We start from the raw sequence: 18,033 nt of genomic DNA, 5'->3' as shown, positions 1-18,033 counted from the left end.
CACGGCACCGTGCCCCGGAGAAATCTGGCGAGGAGCAGACCCCTGCCCTGCGCCTATCGCGCCTCGCCCTTCCCCTCCGCGCCGCTCAGCCCGTCGATCGCCTTCGCCAGCGCCACGTCGCGGACCGACAGCCCGCCGGCGTCGTGGGTGGATAGCGTGATCTCCACCCGGTTCCACACGTTGAACCATTCCGGGTGGTGGTCGTGCTTCTCGGCCAGCAGCGCGACCCGGGTCATGAACCCCCAGGCGGCGTTGAAATCGGCGAAGCGGAAGGACCGCGTGATGGCGTCGCGGCCCGCCACCAGGGACCAGTCCGGCAGGTCCTGCGCCAGCGCCGCGCGGCCTGCCGCATCCAGTTTCGCGACCATCGGCATCTCCTCTTCTTGACGGGCGGCCCATCGCCCGCGCATGGAGCGTCATGCGCTTCACGACGCCGCCCGGCCTCGATGACCTGGTAGAGATGGCCGAGCATGCGCTCGCCGCCATCCCCCAGCCGCTGCGCGACCTGGTCCGCGGCAGCGCCATCCTGGTCGAGGACATCCCGGACGACGATACCCTCCAGGACATGGGCCTCGAAAGCCCCTGGGAGCTGACGGGGCTCTATCAGGGCGTGCCGCTGACGCTGAAATCCGGCGGCGACATCCCGCGCGAGCCCGACCGCATCCTGCTGTATCGCGAGCCCATCCTCCTCGAATGGATCGAGACCGGGGAGGATCTGTTCCGCCTGGTCCGCAACGTTCTGATCCACGAGATCGGCCACCATTTCGGTCTGTCGGACGAGGACATCGCGCGGCTGGAGGAAGACTGACCGCAGCGCCCGGGGCGATCCACTCGAGGTTGCAGAAGTTTCGTTTGCGCATCCAAATAGTGCCGCCGCATGCTTGTTCCGATCCAGGAACAGGCGGAACACCACACGATGGCGGTCTTCACGGTCACGACGAATGCGGACGTCGTGAATGCGAATGATGGCGTGCTCAGCCTGCGGGAGGCGATCACCCAGGCGAACGCCTCCGCCGTGGCGGACACCATCACCTTTTCGGCCAGTGTCGCGACGTCTCTCTTCGTCAGCGTCGGCACCTTCGCGAACCCCGCCGGATTCGAGATCAAGGCCGCGGGCGGGGCGCTGACGATCAACGGCGATGTCGATGATGACGGCCAGGCCGACATCGCCCTGAACAACGGCTTCGGCACCAAGTTCACGATCAATCAGGGCGCGAACCTGACCCTGGTCGGGGTCGACTTCGTCAACGGCAACAGCCAGGCGACGCCAGCCGAGGGCGGGGCCAACCAGGGCCGGGGCGCGGATTCCACCGTGCCGGCCGGGCCGGCCACCATCGCCGGCGGCTACGCCGTCGACCTCGACGGCGACAACATCCTCGACGGCAACGAGAAGGACCGGGCCCTCGCCTATTTCGGCCAGGATGCGCTGGACAACACCCCGGCCGGTGACGGCGCGGCGGGCGGCGCCGGCGCGAAGGGCGAGGATCGCGGGGGTGCCATCGTCAATGCCGGCACCCTGACGCTGATCCGCGTCGGCTTCGGCGACAACAATGCCGAGGGCGGCCGCGGCGGCACAGGCGGGCAGGGCGGCGCCGGCGGCTTCACCTTCGGCGGCCGCGCCGGCATCGACGGCCATGTCATCACCGACCTGATTTTCTTCAACAACCAGAAGCACCCGCTCTGGGTCGAGCCGGGCGATGGCGGGGATGGCGGCAACGGCTCGGCAGGCGGCGATGGCGGAGATGGCGGGGCGGGCGGCGCCGGCGGCCATGCCGGCGGGGCCATCCTGAACCAGGCCGGTGCCTCGCTGTCGCTGACCGATGTCGTGTTCGGCGGCCGCCTGGTCTCCGGCTACATCGAGGAAGGCAATACCGCGAAGGGCGGCAACGGGGCCCAGGGCGGCGCCGGTGGCTGGGGCAGCGCCGGCGGCAAGGGCGGCGAGGGCGGCGATGACGGCTACACCTCGGACAGCTACGAGCTCGCCTTCTCCTATGTCGATGGGAACGGCCAGACCGTCCATCTGCCGGAAGCCCAGGTCGTCGATCCTGGCACGCTCTACTCCGGCAAGGCAGGCGTGGGCGGCGATGGCGGGGCAGGTGGCGACGGCGGCGATGCCGGCGCCAATGGCCGTGGCGGCAGCGCGGCCGGCGCAATCCTCAATCTCGGCACGCTGACCGGCAAGGCCGCGGTCACCGATTTCAACAGCGCGTCGGCCGGAACATCCGCCGCAACGGTCAGCATCGGCGGCAAGGGGGCCGCCGGGGGCGCGGCCGGGGCCGGCGGGCTCGAATATCCGGATCTCTACATCATCGCATTCGGCACACCGCAGGATGACTTGGTGCTGCCGACCCGGACCAATGCCGCGAGCGGCGCGGCCGGCCTGGCCGGCTTCGACGGTGCCACCGGCTCGGTTGGCCCTGCGGGGCAGGCTTCGTCAGGCATCCTGACGCTCGCTTCCGGCACGCAGTCGGTCGCCAGCGGGGATGCGCTCGTCTATCTGCATCGGCTGAGCGGCAGCACGGATGCAACGGACAGGATCTCCTTCAACATCATTCGTGTGGGCGATGTCGGGTCCACGCTGACAGTGCATTGGAGGATTGTCGGCACCGGGGCCCAAGGCGTCACGGCAAGCGATTTCGTCGGTGGCGCGTTGCCCTCGGGCAGCGTCACGCTGGCGGAGGTCACGGGCTATACGCTCGGCGGGTCCTACGATCGCTATTATGCCGGCCCGCCTGTCACCGCCGCGAAGAGCGTCACGCGCGTCGATGTCGATCTCGCCGCCGCACTGGCCGGCGAGTTGCGTGAGGGCTTCCGCATCGATCTGACCTCGGTCGCGACCAGCAAGCCGGCAGTCTCCGCCACACTCGGCACCGCGGCCGTCGTCGGATACGTCGCCGGTGTGGCACCGGCCGGCCCAACCGCGGGGCCCGACAGCCTGGCCGGCGGCACCGGTGCCGACAGCATCGCGGGGCTCGGTGGCAATGACACGCTGCTCGGCCTGGGCGGCAACGACACGTTGAACGGCGGCGCGGGCGGCGACAGCATGATCGGGGCGGCCGGAAATGACTTCTACTACGTCGATTCGGCCCTGGACCGCGTGGTGGAAGCGGCCAATGGCGGCATCGACACCGTCATCTCCACCATCACCCACACGCTCGCGGCCAATGTCGAGAAACTGATCCTCTCCGGCATCGGGGTGATCGACGGCATCGGCAACACCCTCGGCAACACCCTCACCGGCAATGGCGCGGCGAACCGGCTGAGCGGCGGCGCCGGGTCCGACACGCTGAGCGGCTTCGCCGGGGCCGATACGCTCGATGGCGGCGCCGGCAGCGACCGGCTGGTCGGCGGCACGCAGGACGACACCTACATGGTCGACGCCGCGACGGATGTCGTCGTCGAATTGGCAAATCAGGGCATCGACTCCGTCCGCACCAGCCTCGCCAGCCATACCCTGGCGGCCAATGTCGAGAGGCTGATCGCCACCACCGGCACGGCGCACAACTTCGCGGGCAACGCGCTGGACAATGCGATCACCGGCCACAACGGCGCGGATACGCTGAACGGCGGCGGCGGCAACGACACGCTCGATGGCGGCGGCGGCGGCGACCGGATGACCGGCGATGTCGGCAACGACACCTTCCTCGTGAATGCCGCGACGGATGTCGTGATCGAGGGCCTCAACCAGGGCATCGATACCGTCCGCACCGGCCTCGCCACCTATACGCTGGCCGCGAATGTCGAGACGCTGGTCGCCACCACCGCCAACGCCCACAGCTTCATCGGCAATGGCCTCGGCAACACCATCACCGGCCTCGGCGGTGCCGACACGCTGAATGGCGGCGGCGGCAACGACACGCTGGATGGCGGCGCGGGCAATGACAGGCTGATCGGCGGCATCGGCAACGACACCTTCCTCGCTCAAACCGGCGATGTGGTTGTCGAGGCCCCCAACCAGGGCGCCGATACCGTCATGGCGACTGGCGGCACGGCCTTCACCCTGGGCGCCAATCTCGAGACGCTGCTGCTCGGCGGCACCGTAAAGACCGGGACCGGCAATGGCCTCGCCAACACCATCGCAGGCAATGCCGCCGCCAATGTCCTGTCCGGGCTGGCCGGGGCCGACCAGCTCTCGGGCCTCGGCGGCAACGACATTCTGATCGGCGGGACGGACAGCGACACGCTGACGGGCGGTGCCGGCGCCGACCAATTCCGCCTGACCAGCCTGGCCGACAGCACCCTGGCGGCACCCGACGTGATCACCGACTTCACCTTCGTCGGCGGCCTGCCCGACCGCATCTCGCTCGCGCTCATCGATGCGGACGCGCTACTCGCGGGCAACCAGGCCTTCGTCTATCGCGGCGCCAACTTCGCCGGCGCCGCGGGAGACCTGCGGGTGCAGCCCGGGGGCGGCGGCCTCTATGTCGCCGCCGGGGACGTGAATGGGGATCAGCTCCCGGACTTCGCCATCGTCATCCAGTCGGCGACCGCCCCGGTCGCGGGATGGTTCATCCTGTAGAGGCGTCGCGGCCCAGCAACTCCGAATTGTGCTCGCCCAGCTTCGGCGCCGGGCGGGTCGACGCCGGCCGCACGCCGTCGAAGCTGATCGGCAGGCCGACCACCTTGGGCGCGCCGGCGTGTTCCTGCACCAGCCCCATGGCGGCGAACTGTTCGCTCGCCACCACCTCGCCAATATCGTTCACCGGGGCGCAGGGTACGCCCACCGCCTCCAGCGCCGCGATCCATGCGTCGCGCGGCCGGGTCTTCAGCACCGCGGCGATCAGCGGAATCAGCACGGGCTTGTTGCGCACGCGCGCGGACCCCCGGGCGAAACGGTCGTCCGTCGCCCATTCCGGGTGGCCGAGCACCGCCGCGCAGCGCGCCCAGAGCCGGTCGTTGCCGGCCGCGAGGCACATCGGCCGGTCGGCGCAGTCGAAGACCTGGTACGGTGCGATCACCGCCGCACCCGTGCCGTGCCGCCGCGGCACCTCACCGGTGGCGAGGTGGTTGTTCACCTGCCCTTCCACCCAATGCACCGCCGTCTCGAACAGCGAAGTGTCGACCAGCCCGCCCTTGCCCGTGATGTCCCGCCGCCGCAACGCGCCCAGCGCGCCGATCACGGTGAACATTCCCGTCGCCTTGTCGTTGATCGAGGCGCCGCAGAAGGTGGGCGGGTCCTCCGGCCGGCCGGTCACGCTCATCATGCCGCCAAACGCCTGCAGCAGCGGGTCGAAGCCGGGCCGCATCTTCAGCGGGCCGCGATCCCCGAAAGCCCAGATCGAGCAATAGACCAGCCGCGGATGCCGTTCGAGCATCGCCGCCGGCCCGATGCCGATCTCCTCCACCACGCCGGGGCGCAGGTTCTGGATCAGGATGTCGGCGGTCTCACAGAGACGGTGCAGCGCCTCGACATCCTCGGCCTTCTTGAGGTCCAGCGTGATGCCTCGCTTGTTGCGGTTCTGGCTGTGGAAATACAGGGAGGTGACGCCATCCTCGGCGAAGGGCGGGCCCCAGCCGCGGGCATCGTCGCCGCCCTCGGGCTTCTCGACCTTGATCACCTCGGCGCCCATATCGGCCATGATGACGCCGGCCAACGGGCCGGCCAGCGCCTGGCCCACCTCGATCACGCGGACGCCTTCCAGCGGCAGGATCATCGACCTTCCTCTTCCTGTCCCGTTCCTCGCGGCCAAGCATACGGAAGCCGGCGCCGCCGGCCAGTACCGGGGATGCATTTCCCTCCGCCGGACCGCGCTGCTATTGCGTGGTCCATGAGCGCATCCGCCTTTCCGCCTGCCGCCGGGCGCAAGCTGGTCTTCCTGCATCTGCCCAAGACCGGCGGAACGACATTGCACCACCATTTCTCCCAGGCCTTCGCGCCGGAGGAGATCTGCCCGGAACGGTTCTCGCGCCTCGACCGATTCACCACGGAAGAACTCGGGCGCTTCCGCTACTTCTCAGGCCATTTCAACTATGAACAGCTCCGCATGATCCCGGGGCCGCTCTTCACCGTGACCGTGATGCGCGACCCGGTCGAGCGGATCCTGTCCACCTACTATTTCTGGAAGCGGCATCGGCCGGAATATGTCGAGCGCCAGCGCCTGGCGGGTCCCGCAGCGGCGCGCAGCAGCGGCAACCTGCTGGACTTCCTGCGCAACACCACGCCCGAAGTGCTCGACGCCATCGACAACACGATGTCGCGCTACCTGGCGGGGCATGTGAATGTCGCACCGGATCACAGCTACCGCTTCTCGGCCGCCGGCGCCGGCATTCCGATGTCGGAACTCGAAATCATGCACCGCGCCAGCGGCAATCTGATGGCGATGGACGTGTTCGGCTTCACCTCGAACCTGGTCGAGGTCTTCACCAGGGTCGCCCTCGTCTTCGGGATGAAGCGGACCAGCAGCCTGGTGCGCCTGAACACGCGCGGCGATGTGAACGAGCTGCTGGAACCGACGACCGAGGAACCCATCACCCCCGATATCCGGGCCGAGCTGAACCGGCTGACAAGCGTCGACCGGGAGATCTTCCGGCTCGGGCGACTGCACTGGAAGCTCGCGCGGCGCTGAGAGACCGTTTGGAAATGCGCCGTTCGGCGCATGTCCATGTCCGGCACCCGCCCGCACCCCCAGCCGGCCACCCAACGACAGTATGCTGAATTGGTTGGCCGGTTGGGGGTGCGGGCCGGCGCCGGACTTTTCAAACGGTCTCTGAGCGCGGGGCCGGGCGTTGGCGTCAGCCTGACGCCGCGACGCCGTTCCGCGCCGCGAATTCCCGCGCTGCCCAGTCGAGGAAGACCCTGACCCTTGGCGCAAGCTGCCGGCTGCGCGGATAGAGGAGCGAGACCGGCATCTGCGGCGGCGGCGTCGCATGCAGGATCTCGATCAGCCGCCCCCCGGCCAGGTCCTGCCCGGCATGAAAGCGCGGTACCTGGGCGATCCCCAGCCCGAGCTGCAACGCGCGCAGGTAGCTCTCGGGCCCGGTGACCGAGAAAGGCGCCGGCAGCTCCACCAGGCGCAGCTCGCCCGCCACCGTGAATTGCAGCGGCCGGACGATGCCGGTGGTGATCGAGCGGATGCCGACGATATGGTGCCCGTCCAGCCCCGCGATATCGGCCGGCACGCCGAAGCGGTCGAGATAGGCGGGCGCTGCGCAGGTCACCCGGTCGAGCATCGCCACACGGCGCGCCACCAGCTCGCTGTCGGGCAGCACGCCGAAGCGCAGCACGCAATCCACGCCCTCCTGCACCGGATCGACCCAGCGGTCGGTTTCGCTCATCGTGATCTCGATGCCAGGGTGACGCGCGAAGAAGGCGGGCAGGCCAGGCATCAGGAAATGCCGCGCCAGCGTGCCCTGCACGTCGATGCGCAGCATGCCCTTCGGTTCGGCGCCGCTGAAGGCGCCCTCCGCATCCTCGATGTCGTGCAGGATGGCGAGGCAGCGGCGATACCACGCTTCGCCGTCCAGGGTCGGCCGCACCGTCCGCGTCGTGCGCTGGAGCAGGCGTGCACCAAGCCGCTCCTCCATCTGCCGGATGACCGTGGTCGCGGTGGAACGCGGCAGGCCGAGGTCGTTGGCGGCCTCGGTGAAGCTGCGGCGCTCCACGATCCGGGTGAACAGCCGCATGGCGTCGAGCCGGTCCATGGCATGCCCCGATTGTTCGTTCTGGTGGAATAGATGAGGCAACGATAGCCCGATTATCCCGGCGCGGACATTGGCCAGGTTGCCCGCACCGCCCGATCGGGGCGCGAAACCGGAGAACACCATGACCGACACCACACCCAGGGTGGCCCTCGTCACCGGCGGGTCCCGCGGCATCGGCGCCGCCATCGCGCAGCGCCTGGCCCGCGACGGCTTCACCGTCGTCATCAACTACGCCGGCAAGGCCGCCGAGGCCGAGGCGCTGGCAGGCAGCATCGAGGTGGCCGGCGGCCGCGCCATCACCGCCCAGGCCGATGTCAGCGATCCCGCCGCCGTCGCCCGGCTGTGGGGTGCCGCGGAAGCGGCCTTCGGCGGCGTTGACGTGCTGGTGAACAATGCCGGCATCATGCGCCTCGCCACCATCACCGAGGGCGACGACGCGCTGATCGACAGCCAGCTCGCCATCAACCTCAAGGGCAGCCTCTACACGATGCGCGAGGCGGCGCGGCGGCTGCGCGAGGGCGGGCGGATCATCAACCTGTCGACCAGCGTGCTGGGGCTAAGCCTGCCGACCTATGGCGTCTATTGCGCGACCAAGGCGGCGATCGAGGCCCTGACCCATGTCCTGTCGAAGGAGATGCGCGGGCGCGCCATCACCGTGAACGCCATCGCCCCCGGCCCGACCGCGACTGCGCTGTTCCTCGACGGCAAGACGCCCGAGCAGATCGACCACCTGCGGAAGATGAACCCGCTGGAACGGCTGGGCCAGCCGGAGGACATCGCCGCCGCCGTCGCCTTCCTCGCCGGCCCGGACGGCGCCTGGGTCAACGGCCAGGTGCTGCGCGCCAATGGCGGCATGGTCTGAGGACGGAGGAGACACGCTCATGAGCCAGCAGGTCATTCTCGTCACCGGCGCGTCGAGCGGCTTCGGCCGCCTGACCGCCGAGGCTCTCGCCCGCGCGGGCCACACCGTCTTGGCGTCGATGCGCGACATCGCCGGCCGCAACGCCGCCAATGCCGGGGCAATGGCGCAACTGTCCAAGGCGGAGGGCATCGACCTCCGCACCGTCGAGCTCGATGTGCAGTCGCAGGATTCCGTCGACCAGGCGGTGGCCGCGGTCCTTGCCGCCACGGGGCGCATCGACGTGGTCGTCCACAATGCCGGCCACATGGTCTTTGGCCCCGCGGAGGCCTTCACGCCCGAGCAATATGCCGCGCTCTACGACAGCAATGTCCTCGGCACGCAGCGGGTGAACCGCGCGGTACTGCCGCATATGCGGGAACGGCGCGACGGGCTGCTGGTCTGGGTGTCGAGCAGCAGCGTCGCCGGCGGCACGCCGCCCTATCTCGCGCCCTATTTCGGCGCCAAGGCGGCGATGGACGCGATCGCCATCCAGTATGCGCGGGAACTCAGCCGCTGGGGCATCGAGACCTCGATCATCGTTCCCGGCGCCTTCACTCAGGGCACGAACCACTTCGCCCATGCCGGGGTCCCGGCCGATGCGGCGACGGTCGCGGCCTACGAGGCCGGCCCCTATGCCGGCTTCGGCGAACAGGTCCAGAAGGCCTTCGCTGAGATCGTGCCGACCGATGCGGATGTCGCGGCGGTGGCCGAGGCGATCGTGACAGTCATCGACACGCCCTCCGGCAAGCGGCCCTTCCGCGTGCACATCGATCCGACGCAGGACGGCGCGGATGTCGGCTTCGCCGTCACCGACCGGCTGCGGGCGGAGATGCTGCACCGGGTCGGACTCGCCGGGTTGCTGAAACCCGCGGCACAGAGGTGATCGCGCAGCCCGACAGCGGGACAGGGAGCCGGGTTGGGCGTCGGAGAGGGGCCTTGCCCCTCTCCGAACCTCTCCCCACCAAAGGCTCGAGGCCTTTGGAAACCGATACCGGGCGCCAAGCAGAGCGGTCGTCCGGGAACGGCGAGACGCGCGCTGTGCGTCGCAGGACGTCAGGCAAAAAAGCGTCCGCCGGCAAGGTCGCGCGATCGCGTCTGTGACGCCGTCAACCCGCCGGCTGGCGCGCCATCCAGCGTCGCGTCAGGGTCAGGTCGGCCTGGGACAGGCCATGTCCCGTCGGAAGGGTTTCATGTTCCACCTGCGCGCCGGCAGCGGCGAGTGTCCCGGCCAGCCGCCTGCCGTTCTCCGCCGTCACGATCGGGTCCATCGCGCCGGAGAGCAGCAGGACGTTGCGCCCGGTCAGGTCCGGCCGGGGCGGTGTGCGCAGCGGTTCCATGGCGCGCAGCAGCGCCGCGCCGGCGAGCGTTTCCGGATGCAGCAGCAGCAGTGCGGCCGCGATGTTCGCGCCGTTGGAGAAGCCCAGCGCGATCGGCGCCGGCAGGCTGTAGCGGTCGCGCGATTCCGCCACGAAGGCGGCGAGGTCGTCGGCGCGGCGGCGCAGATCCGCCTCGTCGAAAACGCCCTCGGCGAGGCGGCGGAAGAAGCGCGGCATGCCGGCTTCCAGCACCTGGCCGCGCGGGGACAACAGCGCCGCGCCGGGTGCCACGGCCTGGCCGAGCGGGATCAGGTCGTCCTCATTGCCGCCGGTGCCGTGCAGCAGCAGCAGGGGCGGCAGGCCGGGCGCGGTGGCGGGTTCGAAGCGATGGATGAAGGATTGGGTGGTGGTGGACATGGTGGCCTCCGGGCCAGCGCCCCGCCGGTCAGGGCGGGGTGCGGCGGCAGGGATGTCAGGCGAGTTCGGGCAGCGCGCGCTCGATCTCGGCGCGGTGCTTCTCGAGGACACGCGGCAGCTTCAGCGTGGTGCCGAGGGTCTCGGCCGGTTCGTCCACGGCGAAGCCGGGGATGTCGGTCGCGATCTCGAACAGCACGTGGCCGGGCTCGCGGAAGTAGACGGAGCGGAAGTAGTTGCGGTCCATCTGTTCCGTGGTGCGGATGCCGTGGTTCTCGGCCAGGCGCCTGACCATCGCCGCTTCCTCCGCGTCGTCGGCGGCGCGGAAGGCGAGGTGGTGCACCGAACCGCGCCCCTGCCGTGCCGGCAGGAAGCCGCCCACGCTCCGCAGGTCCACGATGCCGCCGATGGTCGTGCCGGGGGCCTGGTAACGGACCGTGTTGCCCTCCTTCGCCGTCTCGGCGAGGCCGAGCACGTCGGAGAGGATCGCACCCGTCGCCGCGCCGTCTTCCAGCATCAGCGTCACGCCGTGGATGCCGCGTACCGCATGCTCGGCGGGGATGTCGGCGGTGGCCCAGCCGGGCTCGGAGTCGATGCCGGGCAGCGCGACCAGCGCGACGCGCATGCCGTCCGGGTCACGGAAGGCGATGACCGTCTCGCCGAAGCGTTCGGTCGTCGTCTCCTGCGCCACACCCTGGGCGAGCAGGCGGTGCGTCCAGAAGCCGACCGAGGCCTGGGGGATGCGGAAGATCGTCTCGTGCAGCTCGCCCACGCCCTGGCGGCCCTGCGACGCCTGCGCCCAGGGGAAGAAGGTCAGGATGGTGCCGGGCTGGCCGGTCTCGTCGCCGTAGTAGAGGTGCCAGGTGCCGGGGTCGTCGAAGTTGACCGTCCGCTTCACCAGCCGCAGGCCAAGGATGCGGGTGTAGAAATCCACGTTGCGCCGGGCCTCGCCGGAGATCGCGGTGACGTGGTGGATGCCATGACGGGCCATGGTGGTTTCTCCTGTCCGGGCGGATCGGCCGCCCGTCTGTGGCGATAGAGATAGTCCGATCAGGCGTGGAATCACGGGAAATGCGATTGCATCCATGCAATCGGCGTCCTGCCGTATCGCCAAGATCCTTGTATGATTGCCCGGAACCCCGCCTGGACCGTGCCATGCCCGATGCACCCAAAGCCTTGTCCTGGGACGATTTCCGCCTGGTCCGTGCGATTGCCGGGACCGGCAGCCTGCCGGCGGCGGCGGTCGCGCTCGGCCTGAACCACTCGACAGTGTTCCGGCGGCTGCGGCAGGTCGAGGCGATGCTTGGCGTCGCGCTGTTCGAACGCCACCGCAGCGGCTTCGTCGCGACGCCGGCGGGCGAGGCCATCGTCGCGACCGCGGGGCGCATGGACCATGACGTGACCGAGGTGCTGCGGCGCCTCGCCGGTCAGGCGCCGAGCCCGGCCGGCGAGTTGCGTATCAGCACGAGCGACAGCCTGCTGGTGCAGGTGCTGCTGCCTCTGTTCGCCCGGTTCCGCGCGGAATATCCGCGCATCACGCTCGATCTGGTGATCGGCAATGCGGCGTCGAACCTGTCGCGCCGGGATGCCGACATCGCCATCCGCGCCGCCGACACGGCGCCCGAGACACTGGTCGGGCGGCGCCTCGCGCGCATTGCCTGGGCGCTGTACGGGCGCGCGGACGACGTGGCCGCGCCTGGCCAGGATCCGGTCGCGCAGGCGAACTGGGTCGGGTTGGGGGAGAGCATGGGGTCGCTGAAGGCGACGCAGTTCCTCCAGAAGTCCGTGGCGCCCGAGCGCATCGCGGCGCGGGTGAACAGCGTGCTGGCGCTGGCAGAGGCGGTGGAGGCCGGGCTCGGCATCGGGCACCTCCCCTGCTTCGTGGGCGATGTACGGCCCGGACTGCGGCGGCTGGCGGCGCCGGAGGCAGCCTTCGGGTCGACGCTATGGGTGCTGACGCATCCGGACCTGCGGCAGGCGCCGCGGGTGCGGGCAATGATGGACTTCGTCGGGCCGGCGGTTGCGCCGCTGCGGGATCTGTTGGAAGGGCGCGGCTTGGGGTGAGATTGGAGGGGCGCTGCCCCATCCGCGCGAAGATTGGGCGATGACGGATCGGAGAGGGGCTTTGCCCCTCTCCGGACCTCTCCCCACCAAAGGCCACAGGGCCTTTGGAAACCGTCACCTGGCGCCGGCAGAACAACGGTTTCGGAGCATCCGAGCGCGCACTGTGCCCGGCGCCAGCATTCCTCTTGGTGCTGTGCCTATCGCATCCTTCGTCCTATCCGCCGGACTGACGTGCTCAGCGTCAACTCCAGGTGTCCAGAGGCCTTTCGGCCTTTGGCGGGGTGGGTCCGGGAGGGGCAGAGCCCCTTCCGGAGAACCTCACCGCAGGGTCGGATCCAGCCGGTCCCGCAGCCAATCCCCCACCATCGATACCGCGAGCGTCGTCGTGATGATCGTGAACGCCGGCGCGAGCAGGATCCACGGCGCCCGCGTCAGGTACTCACGCCCATACCCCACCATGTTGCCCAGCGAGGTCGACGGCGGCTGCACGCCGAGCCCAAGGAAGGACAGCCCGCTCTCCAGCAGGATGATCTCCGGGAAGGCCAGCGTCATGGACACGATCAGCGTCGAGGCGATGTTGGGCAGGATGTGCCGCCCATAGACGCGCAGCGGCCCGGCGCCCAGTTGCCGCACCGCCGCGGCGTAGCCCTGCGCCCCGGCGCTGATGGCCAGGCCGCGCGCGATGCGGGCGTAGCGTTCCCAGGCATGGAAGCCGAGCAGCACGATGAAGAGCGACAGCGAATTGCCGAAGAAGGCGAGCACCGCGAGGGCGAGGATCAGGAAGGGCAGGCTCGCCGAGAAATCCACCAGCGCGAGCACCGCCTGTTCCACCCAGCCGCGGAAATGCGCGGCGAGGAAGCCCATGGTCGTGCCGAAGACCGCGCCGATGATGGTGGCGCCGAAGGCGATCAGCAGGCTCATCCGGATGGAATAGATCAGGCGCGACAGCACGTCGCGGCCGAGCTCGTCCGTGCCGAGCGGATGCGCCCAGACGCCGCCCATGCCGACAGGCGGCGAGAGACGGTTGCGCAAGTCTAGCGCCGTGTAGGCGTAGGGGCTGATGACGTCGGCGAGCACCGCGACGGCAAGCATCAGCAGGATCCAGGACACGCCGATGGCGACGCCGAGCGGCAGGTTCAGGCGGAAGCGCGGCGCCGCGGCGACGGCGGGAAGAGTGGCGTCGGACATCAGGCGGCTCCCCCCGCGCGGGCCTGGCGCAGGCGTGGATCGAGCGCGCCGTAGAGCAAGTCGACGACCAGGTTGGACGCGACCATGGTGCCTGCGACGAGCAGCAGGATGCATTGCACGACGGCGAGGTCGCGGTTCGCCACCGCCACCACCAGCAGCCGGCCGACGCCGGGCCAGGAGAAGACGCTCTCGACCACCACCGCGCCGGCGATCAGGCTGCCGACCATGAAGCCGATGATGGTCACGGTGGGGATAGCGGCATTCGGCAAGGCATGGTTGCGCACCACTGCGCGCCAGGGCACGCCCTTGGCGCTGGCGGTGCGGATATAGGGCTGGCCGAGGACCTCAAGCATGGCGCTGCGGGTGAAACGCGCGAGCACCGCCGCGCCGCCGGCACCGAGGGTTATGACCGGCAGGATCGCATGGCGCCAGGAATCCTGCCCGCCCGAGGGCAGCCAGCCGAGCTGAACCGCGAAGACCAGCACCAGCAGCAGCCCGAGCACGAAGGACGGCACGGTGAAGCCGAGCACGGCGAGACCCATCACCACGCGGTCTGTCAGCGAATTCCGGTGCAGCGCCGCATAGATGCCGGACGGGATGCCGATGGACAGCTTGATCGCCAGCGCCGGCAGGGTGAGCGCGAGGGTGGCCGGAATGCGCTCCGCCACCAGGGCGATGGCGTCGCGGCCGTCGCGCATCGATCGGCCAAGATCACCGTGCAGGATCGCGGTGAAGTACTTCAGGTATTGCTGCCAGAGCGGATCATCGAGACCCCAGGAGGCGCGGAAGGCGGCGATGGCCTCGGGCGGGGCGTCCACGCTCATGATCAGCAGGGCGGGGTCGCCGGACAGGCGCAGCACCACGAAGGCGAAGGTCACCACCATGACGATGGTGATCAGGGCACGGGCGAGCCGCGTGGCAAGGAAACGCAACATCAGGCGGCCTCCGCGATGGGGGATGCGTGCGGATGGTGGCAGGCGACACGCCGGTCGGCACCGTCGTCGCGCAGGGTGGGCGTCTCGCTGCGGCACTGCACGCTGGCGAGCGGGCAGCGTGGATGGAAGGCGCAGCCCGTGGGTCGCGCCGCCGGATTGGGCGGGTCGCCCTGCAGCACGATGCGTTCGCCCTGCTTGCCCGGATGGGGGATCGCGGAGACCAGCGCCCGCGTATAGGGATGGCGCGGATCGTGCAGCAGCGCGTCGGGGGAACCTTCCTCGACGATAGTGCCGAGATACATCACCGCGACGCGGTCACTGACCTGGCGCACCGCGCGCAGATCGTGGCTGATGAAGAGGATCGCCATGCCGCGCGCGGCCTGGAGCTCGACGAGCAGGTTCATCACCTGCGCCTGGATCGAGATGTCGAGGGCGCTGATCGGCTCGTCGCAGACCAGCAGCGCCGGTTCGGTGGCGAGGGCGCGGGCGAGCACCACGCGCTGGCGCTGGCCGCCGGACAGTTCATGCGGATAGCGGCCGCCCTGGTCGGCGCGCAGGCCGACATCGCGCAGCAGGGATTCGACACGCGCGGCGCGTTCCGAGGCGCTGCCGATGGCGTGGATCACCAGCGGCTCGGCGATCTGCTCGGCGATCGTCATGCGACGATCGAGCGCGCCGAGCGGGTCCTGGAAGACCATCTGCATGCGCGCCCGCATCGCCCGCCAGGCCGGCGTGCCGGGCTTCGGCATCGGCTTGCCCTGGAAGGACACGCTGCCCGCATCAGGCACTTCGAGGCCGAGCACCATGCGGCCGGTGGTGGATTTGCCGCAGCCGGATTCGCCGACCAGGCCGAGCGTGCGGCCGCGTTCCAGCGCCAGCGACACACCGGCGACGGCGGTGACCTCCGTGATGCGGCCGAGCAGGCCCTGGCGCATGCTGTAGCGGCGGACGAGGTCCTTGGCCTCGAGAAGTTCGGCGTCCCTCATGCCTCGACGAGCTCCGGCGCTTCGGTGAGCAGGCAGGCGGCGCTGTGGCCGGGCGCGATGGCGACGGGGCGCGGCACCTCAGCGCCGCAGGCGGCGGTGCGGTGCGCGCAGCGCGGCGCGAAGGCGCAGCCGGCCGGCATCAGGCGCGGATCGGGCACGCTGCCCGGGATGGCAGCCAGGCGCTGCTTCGGCCCGTCCAGCGGCGGCAGCGCGGCGAGCAGCCCCTGGGTGTAAGGATGCGTCGGACGGGCGAACAATGCCGCGGCCGAGGCGCGTTCCACGATCCGGCCGGCATACATGACGGCGACCTCCTCGCAGGTCTCGGACACCACGCCGAGGTCGTGGGAGATCAGCACCAGCGCCATGCCGGTCTCCCGCCGCAGCCGGTTCAGCAGGTCGAGGATCTGCGCCTGGATGGTGACGTCGAGCGCCGTGGTAGGCTCATCGGCGACCAGCAGCTCGGGCTGGCCGGCCAACGCCATGGCGATCATCACGCGCTGGTTCTGCCCGCCCGAGAGCTCATGCGGATAGGCGTCGAGGCGGCGGGCAGCGTCGGGAATGCCGACCTGGTCGAAGAGGCGCCTCGCCTCGGCGCGCGCCGTGGCGCCGGTGACGCCGCGATGCAGGCGCACCGCCTCGGCCACCTGGGCGCCGAGGCGATGGACCGGGTTCAGGCTCGATGCCGGATCCTGGAAGATCATGGCGATGCGCCCGCCGCGCACGCGATCCAGCGTGGCGGGCGGTGCGCCGAGGATATCCGTGCCGGCCAGGTGCACGCCGCCGGTCACGCGCGCGCGGCCCGGCAGCAGGCCGAGCGCGGCAAGCCAGGTGACCGACTTGCCGCAGCCGGACTCGCCCACCATGCCGACCGCACCGCCGCGCGGAATGTCGAGATCGATGCCGCGCAGCACGGGCACGCCGTCAAAGGCGACGCGCAGGTCCCGCAGGCTGACGAGGGAGTCTTCGGCCATCTCAGCTCCCCCAATTCTCGCGGCGGAAATCCATCAGGAAGGACTGTGCGGCCTTCCAGCGGATGTCCTTGCGCTTCGCGGTGAAGGTCGCCGTCTGGTGCAGCACGGTGTAGACGGGATCCTCGCGTTCCGCGATTTCCAGCATGCGGCGGAAGACGACGCGGCGGCGGGGACGGTCCGTGCTGGTTTCCAGCTCGTTCGACAGGCGATTGAACTCTTCGTTCTCGTATTCGCCGACCTGCTGGCTCTGGCCCTGCGGGCCGAAGCCGGCGCTGATCGAGGAGACAGGGTCGTTGAAGGCCGCGCTGTTCGACCAGTCGCGCACCGCGCGCGGGGCGTTGCGGTCGAAGATCTGGCCCCAGTTCTCCTTCATCTCGATCTGGACGTTCAGGCCGACCTGGCGCCACATCTCGACGAGGATCTGCGCGGTCGCGACCTGGCCCGTGTAGTAGTTGTTCAGCAGGCGATAGGGGACGGGATCGCCCTTGTAGCCGGCTTCGCGCAGCAGACGGCGGGCTTCGGCGGGATCATAGGCGGGGACCGACCAATCCGCCTGGAACATCTCCCCGTAATAGTCCCATTGCAGACCTTTCGGCACGGCCGTACGGCCGGCCCAGAGCGCGTCGACGATCATCTGGCGGTCGATGGCATGGGTGAAGGCGCGGCGGATGCGGGCATCGCGAAGCTGCGGGTGGTGCTTGTCGAACACCGTGACGCGGTGGTTGGTGATGGTGCTGCCAACCACCTCGAAACGCGGATTCTTCTCGATATCCGCGATCTGGTCGGGGTTCACGTCGCAGGCGAAGTCGTACTCGCCGGAGAGCAGGCCATTCACGCGGGAGGCCGGCTCCGGCACTTCGACGAAGCGGATGCGCCGCAGCGGTGGGCGGCCGCCCCAATACTCGTCGAAGGCTTCCAGCGTCAGGTCGCGGTCAGGGCGGAACTCCACGACGCGATAGGGGCCGGTGCCGACCGGCTTGCGGGCCCAGGCGAGCCAGGAATCGGCTTCCGCAAAGGCACGGCGCGACCCGATCATGCCGACATTGCGCGCGATGCGACCTTCCAGCGTCACATCGGGCGTGCGGTTGACGAAGCGGATCACACCCGCGCGGACGATCTCGATGCGATCGAAGCCGGGATAGGTGCGGCGGGCGACGGCGGGCACCTCCGGCGGCGGCGCCTTGCCGGTCGATCCGGTGGCGCTGTTCGCGAAGAGCGTGCCCTGGGCCTGCTGCCCCGCACCCCAAAGCCGTTCCGGCCCGAAGGAGAAGACGACGTCCTCGGCGGTCATGACGTCGCCGTTGTGGAAGCGGACGCCTTCGCGCAGGTCGAGCTCCACCGTGCGGTCGTCGATGCGCCGCCAGGCGGTCGCGAGCGCCGGCCGCAGCGACAGGTCACCGATCCAGTCGGTGTCGATCAGCATCTCAGCATAGGACCCATAGACGCGCGTGCCGACGTTGGACTGCTCGCGCGCCATCTCCAGGGTATTGCTGTTCACCACCTTCTGGACGGCGATGGTGATGGACGGCCGCTGATCCGCCTGGGCGAGGCCCGGGTGCGGCAGTGTCAATGCGGCGACGCCCAGCAGCGTCGCCCGGCGGGTCAGCGTCGTCATGA

General features: G+C 69.8%; 16 protein-coding genes. 6 read left to right on the top strand and 10 right to left on the bottom strand.

Translation table 11 applies throughout. The features are described 5' to 3' along the window. Nucleotides 1-53: 53 nt before the first annotated feature. Nucleotides 54-410, bottom strand: coding sequence for a 4a-hydroxytetrahydrobiopterin dehydratase (locus KPL78_RS16735; protein ID WP_255569084.1), 357 nt, complete (start codon nt 408-410; stop codon nt 54-56). A gap of 8 nt (nt 411-418) precedes the next feature. Here KPL78_RS16735 and KPL78_RS16730 point away from each other — a divergent pair, with 8 nt between their 5' ends. Beyond that, complete coding sequence (locus tag KPL78_RS16730) at nt 419-808, top strand: metallopeptidase family protein (protein WP_219764113.1); 390 nt, start codon at nt 419-421, stop codon at nt 806-808. A gap of 69 nt (nt 809-877) precedes the next feature. Next, nucleotides 878-4,519: a beta strand repeat-containing protein gene (locus KPL78_RS16725; RefSeq protein WP_219764112.1), complete on the top strand. Its 3,642-nt coding sequence runs from the start codon at nt 878-880 to the stop codon at nt 4,517-4,519. Here the strand turns inward: KPL78_RS16725 and KPL78_RS16720 are convergent. After that, nucleotides 4,509-5,654, bottom strand: coding sequence for a CaiB/BaiF CoA transferase family protein (locus KPL78_RS16720; protein ID WP_219764111.1), 1,146 nt, complete (start codon nt 5,652-5,654; stop codon nt 4,509-4,511). The two genes, KPL78_RS16725 and KPL78_RS16720, sit on opposite strands and share 11 nt — an antisense overlap. A 114-nt stretch (nt 5,655-5,768) precedes the next feature. Between KPL78_RS16720 and KPL78_RS16715 the strand changes: the two genes are divergently transcribed. Next, nucleotides 5,769-6,566 (top strand): sulfotransferase family 2 domain-containing protein, encoded by a 798-nt coding sequence (locus KPL78_RS16715; protein ID WP_219764110.1) that lies wholly within the window; start codon nt 5,769-5,771, stop codon nt 6,564-6,566. Nucleotides 6,567-6,732: 166 nt separating this feature from the next. Here KPL78_RS16715 and KPL78_RS16710 read toward each other — a convergent pair whose 3' ends face one another. Continuing rightward, a complete protein-coding gene (locus tag KPL78_RS16710; RefSeq protein WP_219764109.1) occupies nt 6,733-7,641 on the bottom strand; it encodes a LysR family transcriptional regulator in 909 nt (302 codons plus the stop codon). Between the two features lie 121 nt (nt 7,642-7,762). Between KPL78_RS16710 and KPL78_RS16705 the strand changes: the two genes are divergently transcribed. Further along, complete coding sequence (locus KPL78_RS16705; RefSeq protein WP_219764108.1) at nt 7,763-8,503, top strand: SDR family oxidoreductase; 741 nt, start codon at nt 7,763-7,765, stop codon at nt 8,501-8,503. A 19-nt stretch (nt 8,504-8,522) separates the two neighbouring features. Continuing rightward, nucleotides 8,523-9,425: an SDR family oxidoreductase gene (locus tag KPL78_RS16700; RefSeq protein WP_219764107.1), complete on the top strand. Its 903-nt coding sequence runs from the start codon at nt 8,523-8,525 to the stop codon at nt 9,423-9,425. 223 nt (nt 9,426-9,648) lie between these two features. Here KPL78_RS16700 and KPL78_RS16695 read toward each other — a convergent pair whose 3' ends face one another. Further along, nucleotides 9,649-10,275 (bottom strand): alpha/beta hydrolase, encoded by a 627-nt coding sequence (locus tag KPL78_RS16695; RefSeq protein WP_219764106.1) that lies wholly within the window; start codon nt 10,273-10,275, stop codon nt 9,649-9,651. Between the two features lie 55 nt (nt 10,276-10,330). After that, on the bottom strand, nt 10,331-11,263 hold the full coding sequence (locus KPL78_RS16690) for a ring-cleaving dioxygenase (RefSeq protein ID WP_219764105.1): 933 nt from the start codon (nt 11,261-11,263) through the stop codon (nt 10,331-10,333). Nucleotides 11,264-11,427: 164 nt separating this feature from the next. Here KPL78_RS16690 and KPL78_RS16685 point away from each other — a divergent pair, with 164 nt between their 5' ends. Continuing rightward, a complete protein-coding gene (locus tag KPL78_RS16685; RefSeq protein WP_219764104.1) occupies nt 11,428-12,336 on the top strand; it encodes a LysR family transcriptional regulator in 909 nt (302 codons plus the stop codon). 318 nt (nt 12,337-12,654) lie between these two features. Here KPL78_RS16685 and KPL78_RS16680 read toward each other — a convergent pair whose 3' ends face one another. Genes KPL78_RS16680 through KPL78_RS16660 form a run of 5 tightly spaced genes read right to left on the bottom strand, consistent with a single transcriptional unit; the run spans nt 12,655 to nt 18,031 of the window. Then, a complete protein-coding gene (locus tag KPL78_RS16680) occupies nt 12,655-13,524 on the bottom strand; it encodes an ABC transporter permease (protein ID WP_219764103.1) in 870 nt (289 codons plus the stop codon). Then, nucleotides 13,524-14,459 carry an ABC transporter permease gene (locus tag KPL78_RS16675; protein WP_219764102.1) on the bottom strand — a complete coding sequence of 312 codons (936 nt, stop codon included), beginning with the start codon at nt 14,457-14,459 and terminating at the stop codon, nt 13,524-13,526. Before KPL78_RS16675 ends, KPL78_RS16680 begins: the two co-directional genes overlap by 1 nt. Beyond that, entirely contained in the window at nt 14,459-15,445 is a 987-nt protein-coding gene (locus KPL78_RS16670; protein ID WP_219764101.1) for an ABC transporter ATP-binding protein, read from the bottom strand. The genes KPL78_RS16675 and KPL78_RS16670 overlap by 1 nt, the downstream gene beginning before the upstream one ends. Next, a complete protein-coding gene (locus KPL78_RS16665; protein WP_219764100.1) occupies nt 15,442-16,416 on the bottom strand; it encodes an ABC transporter ATP-binding protein in 975 nt (324 codons plus the stop codon). Before KPL78_RS16665 ends, KPL78_RS16670 begins: the two co-directional genes overlap by 4 nt. 1 nt (nt 16,417) lies before the next feature. Further along, a complete protein-coding gene (locus KPL78_RS16660; RefSeq protein WP_219764099.1) occupies nt 16,418-18,031 on the bottom strand; it encodes an ABC transporter substrate-binding protein in 1,614 nt (537 codons plus the stop codon). Between the last annotated feature and the right edge of the window lie 2 nt (nt 18,032-18,033).

It is taken from the genome of Roseomonas alba (assembly GCF_019430885.1).
Taxonomy (GTDB): Bacteria; Pseudomonadota; Alphaproteobacteria; order Acetobacterales; family Acetobacteraceae; genus Neoroseomonas; species Neoroseomonas alba.
The sequence above is the reverse complement of the archived record's forward strand: the minus strand, read 5'-3'. Positions and strand labels throughout refer to the sequence as shown.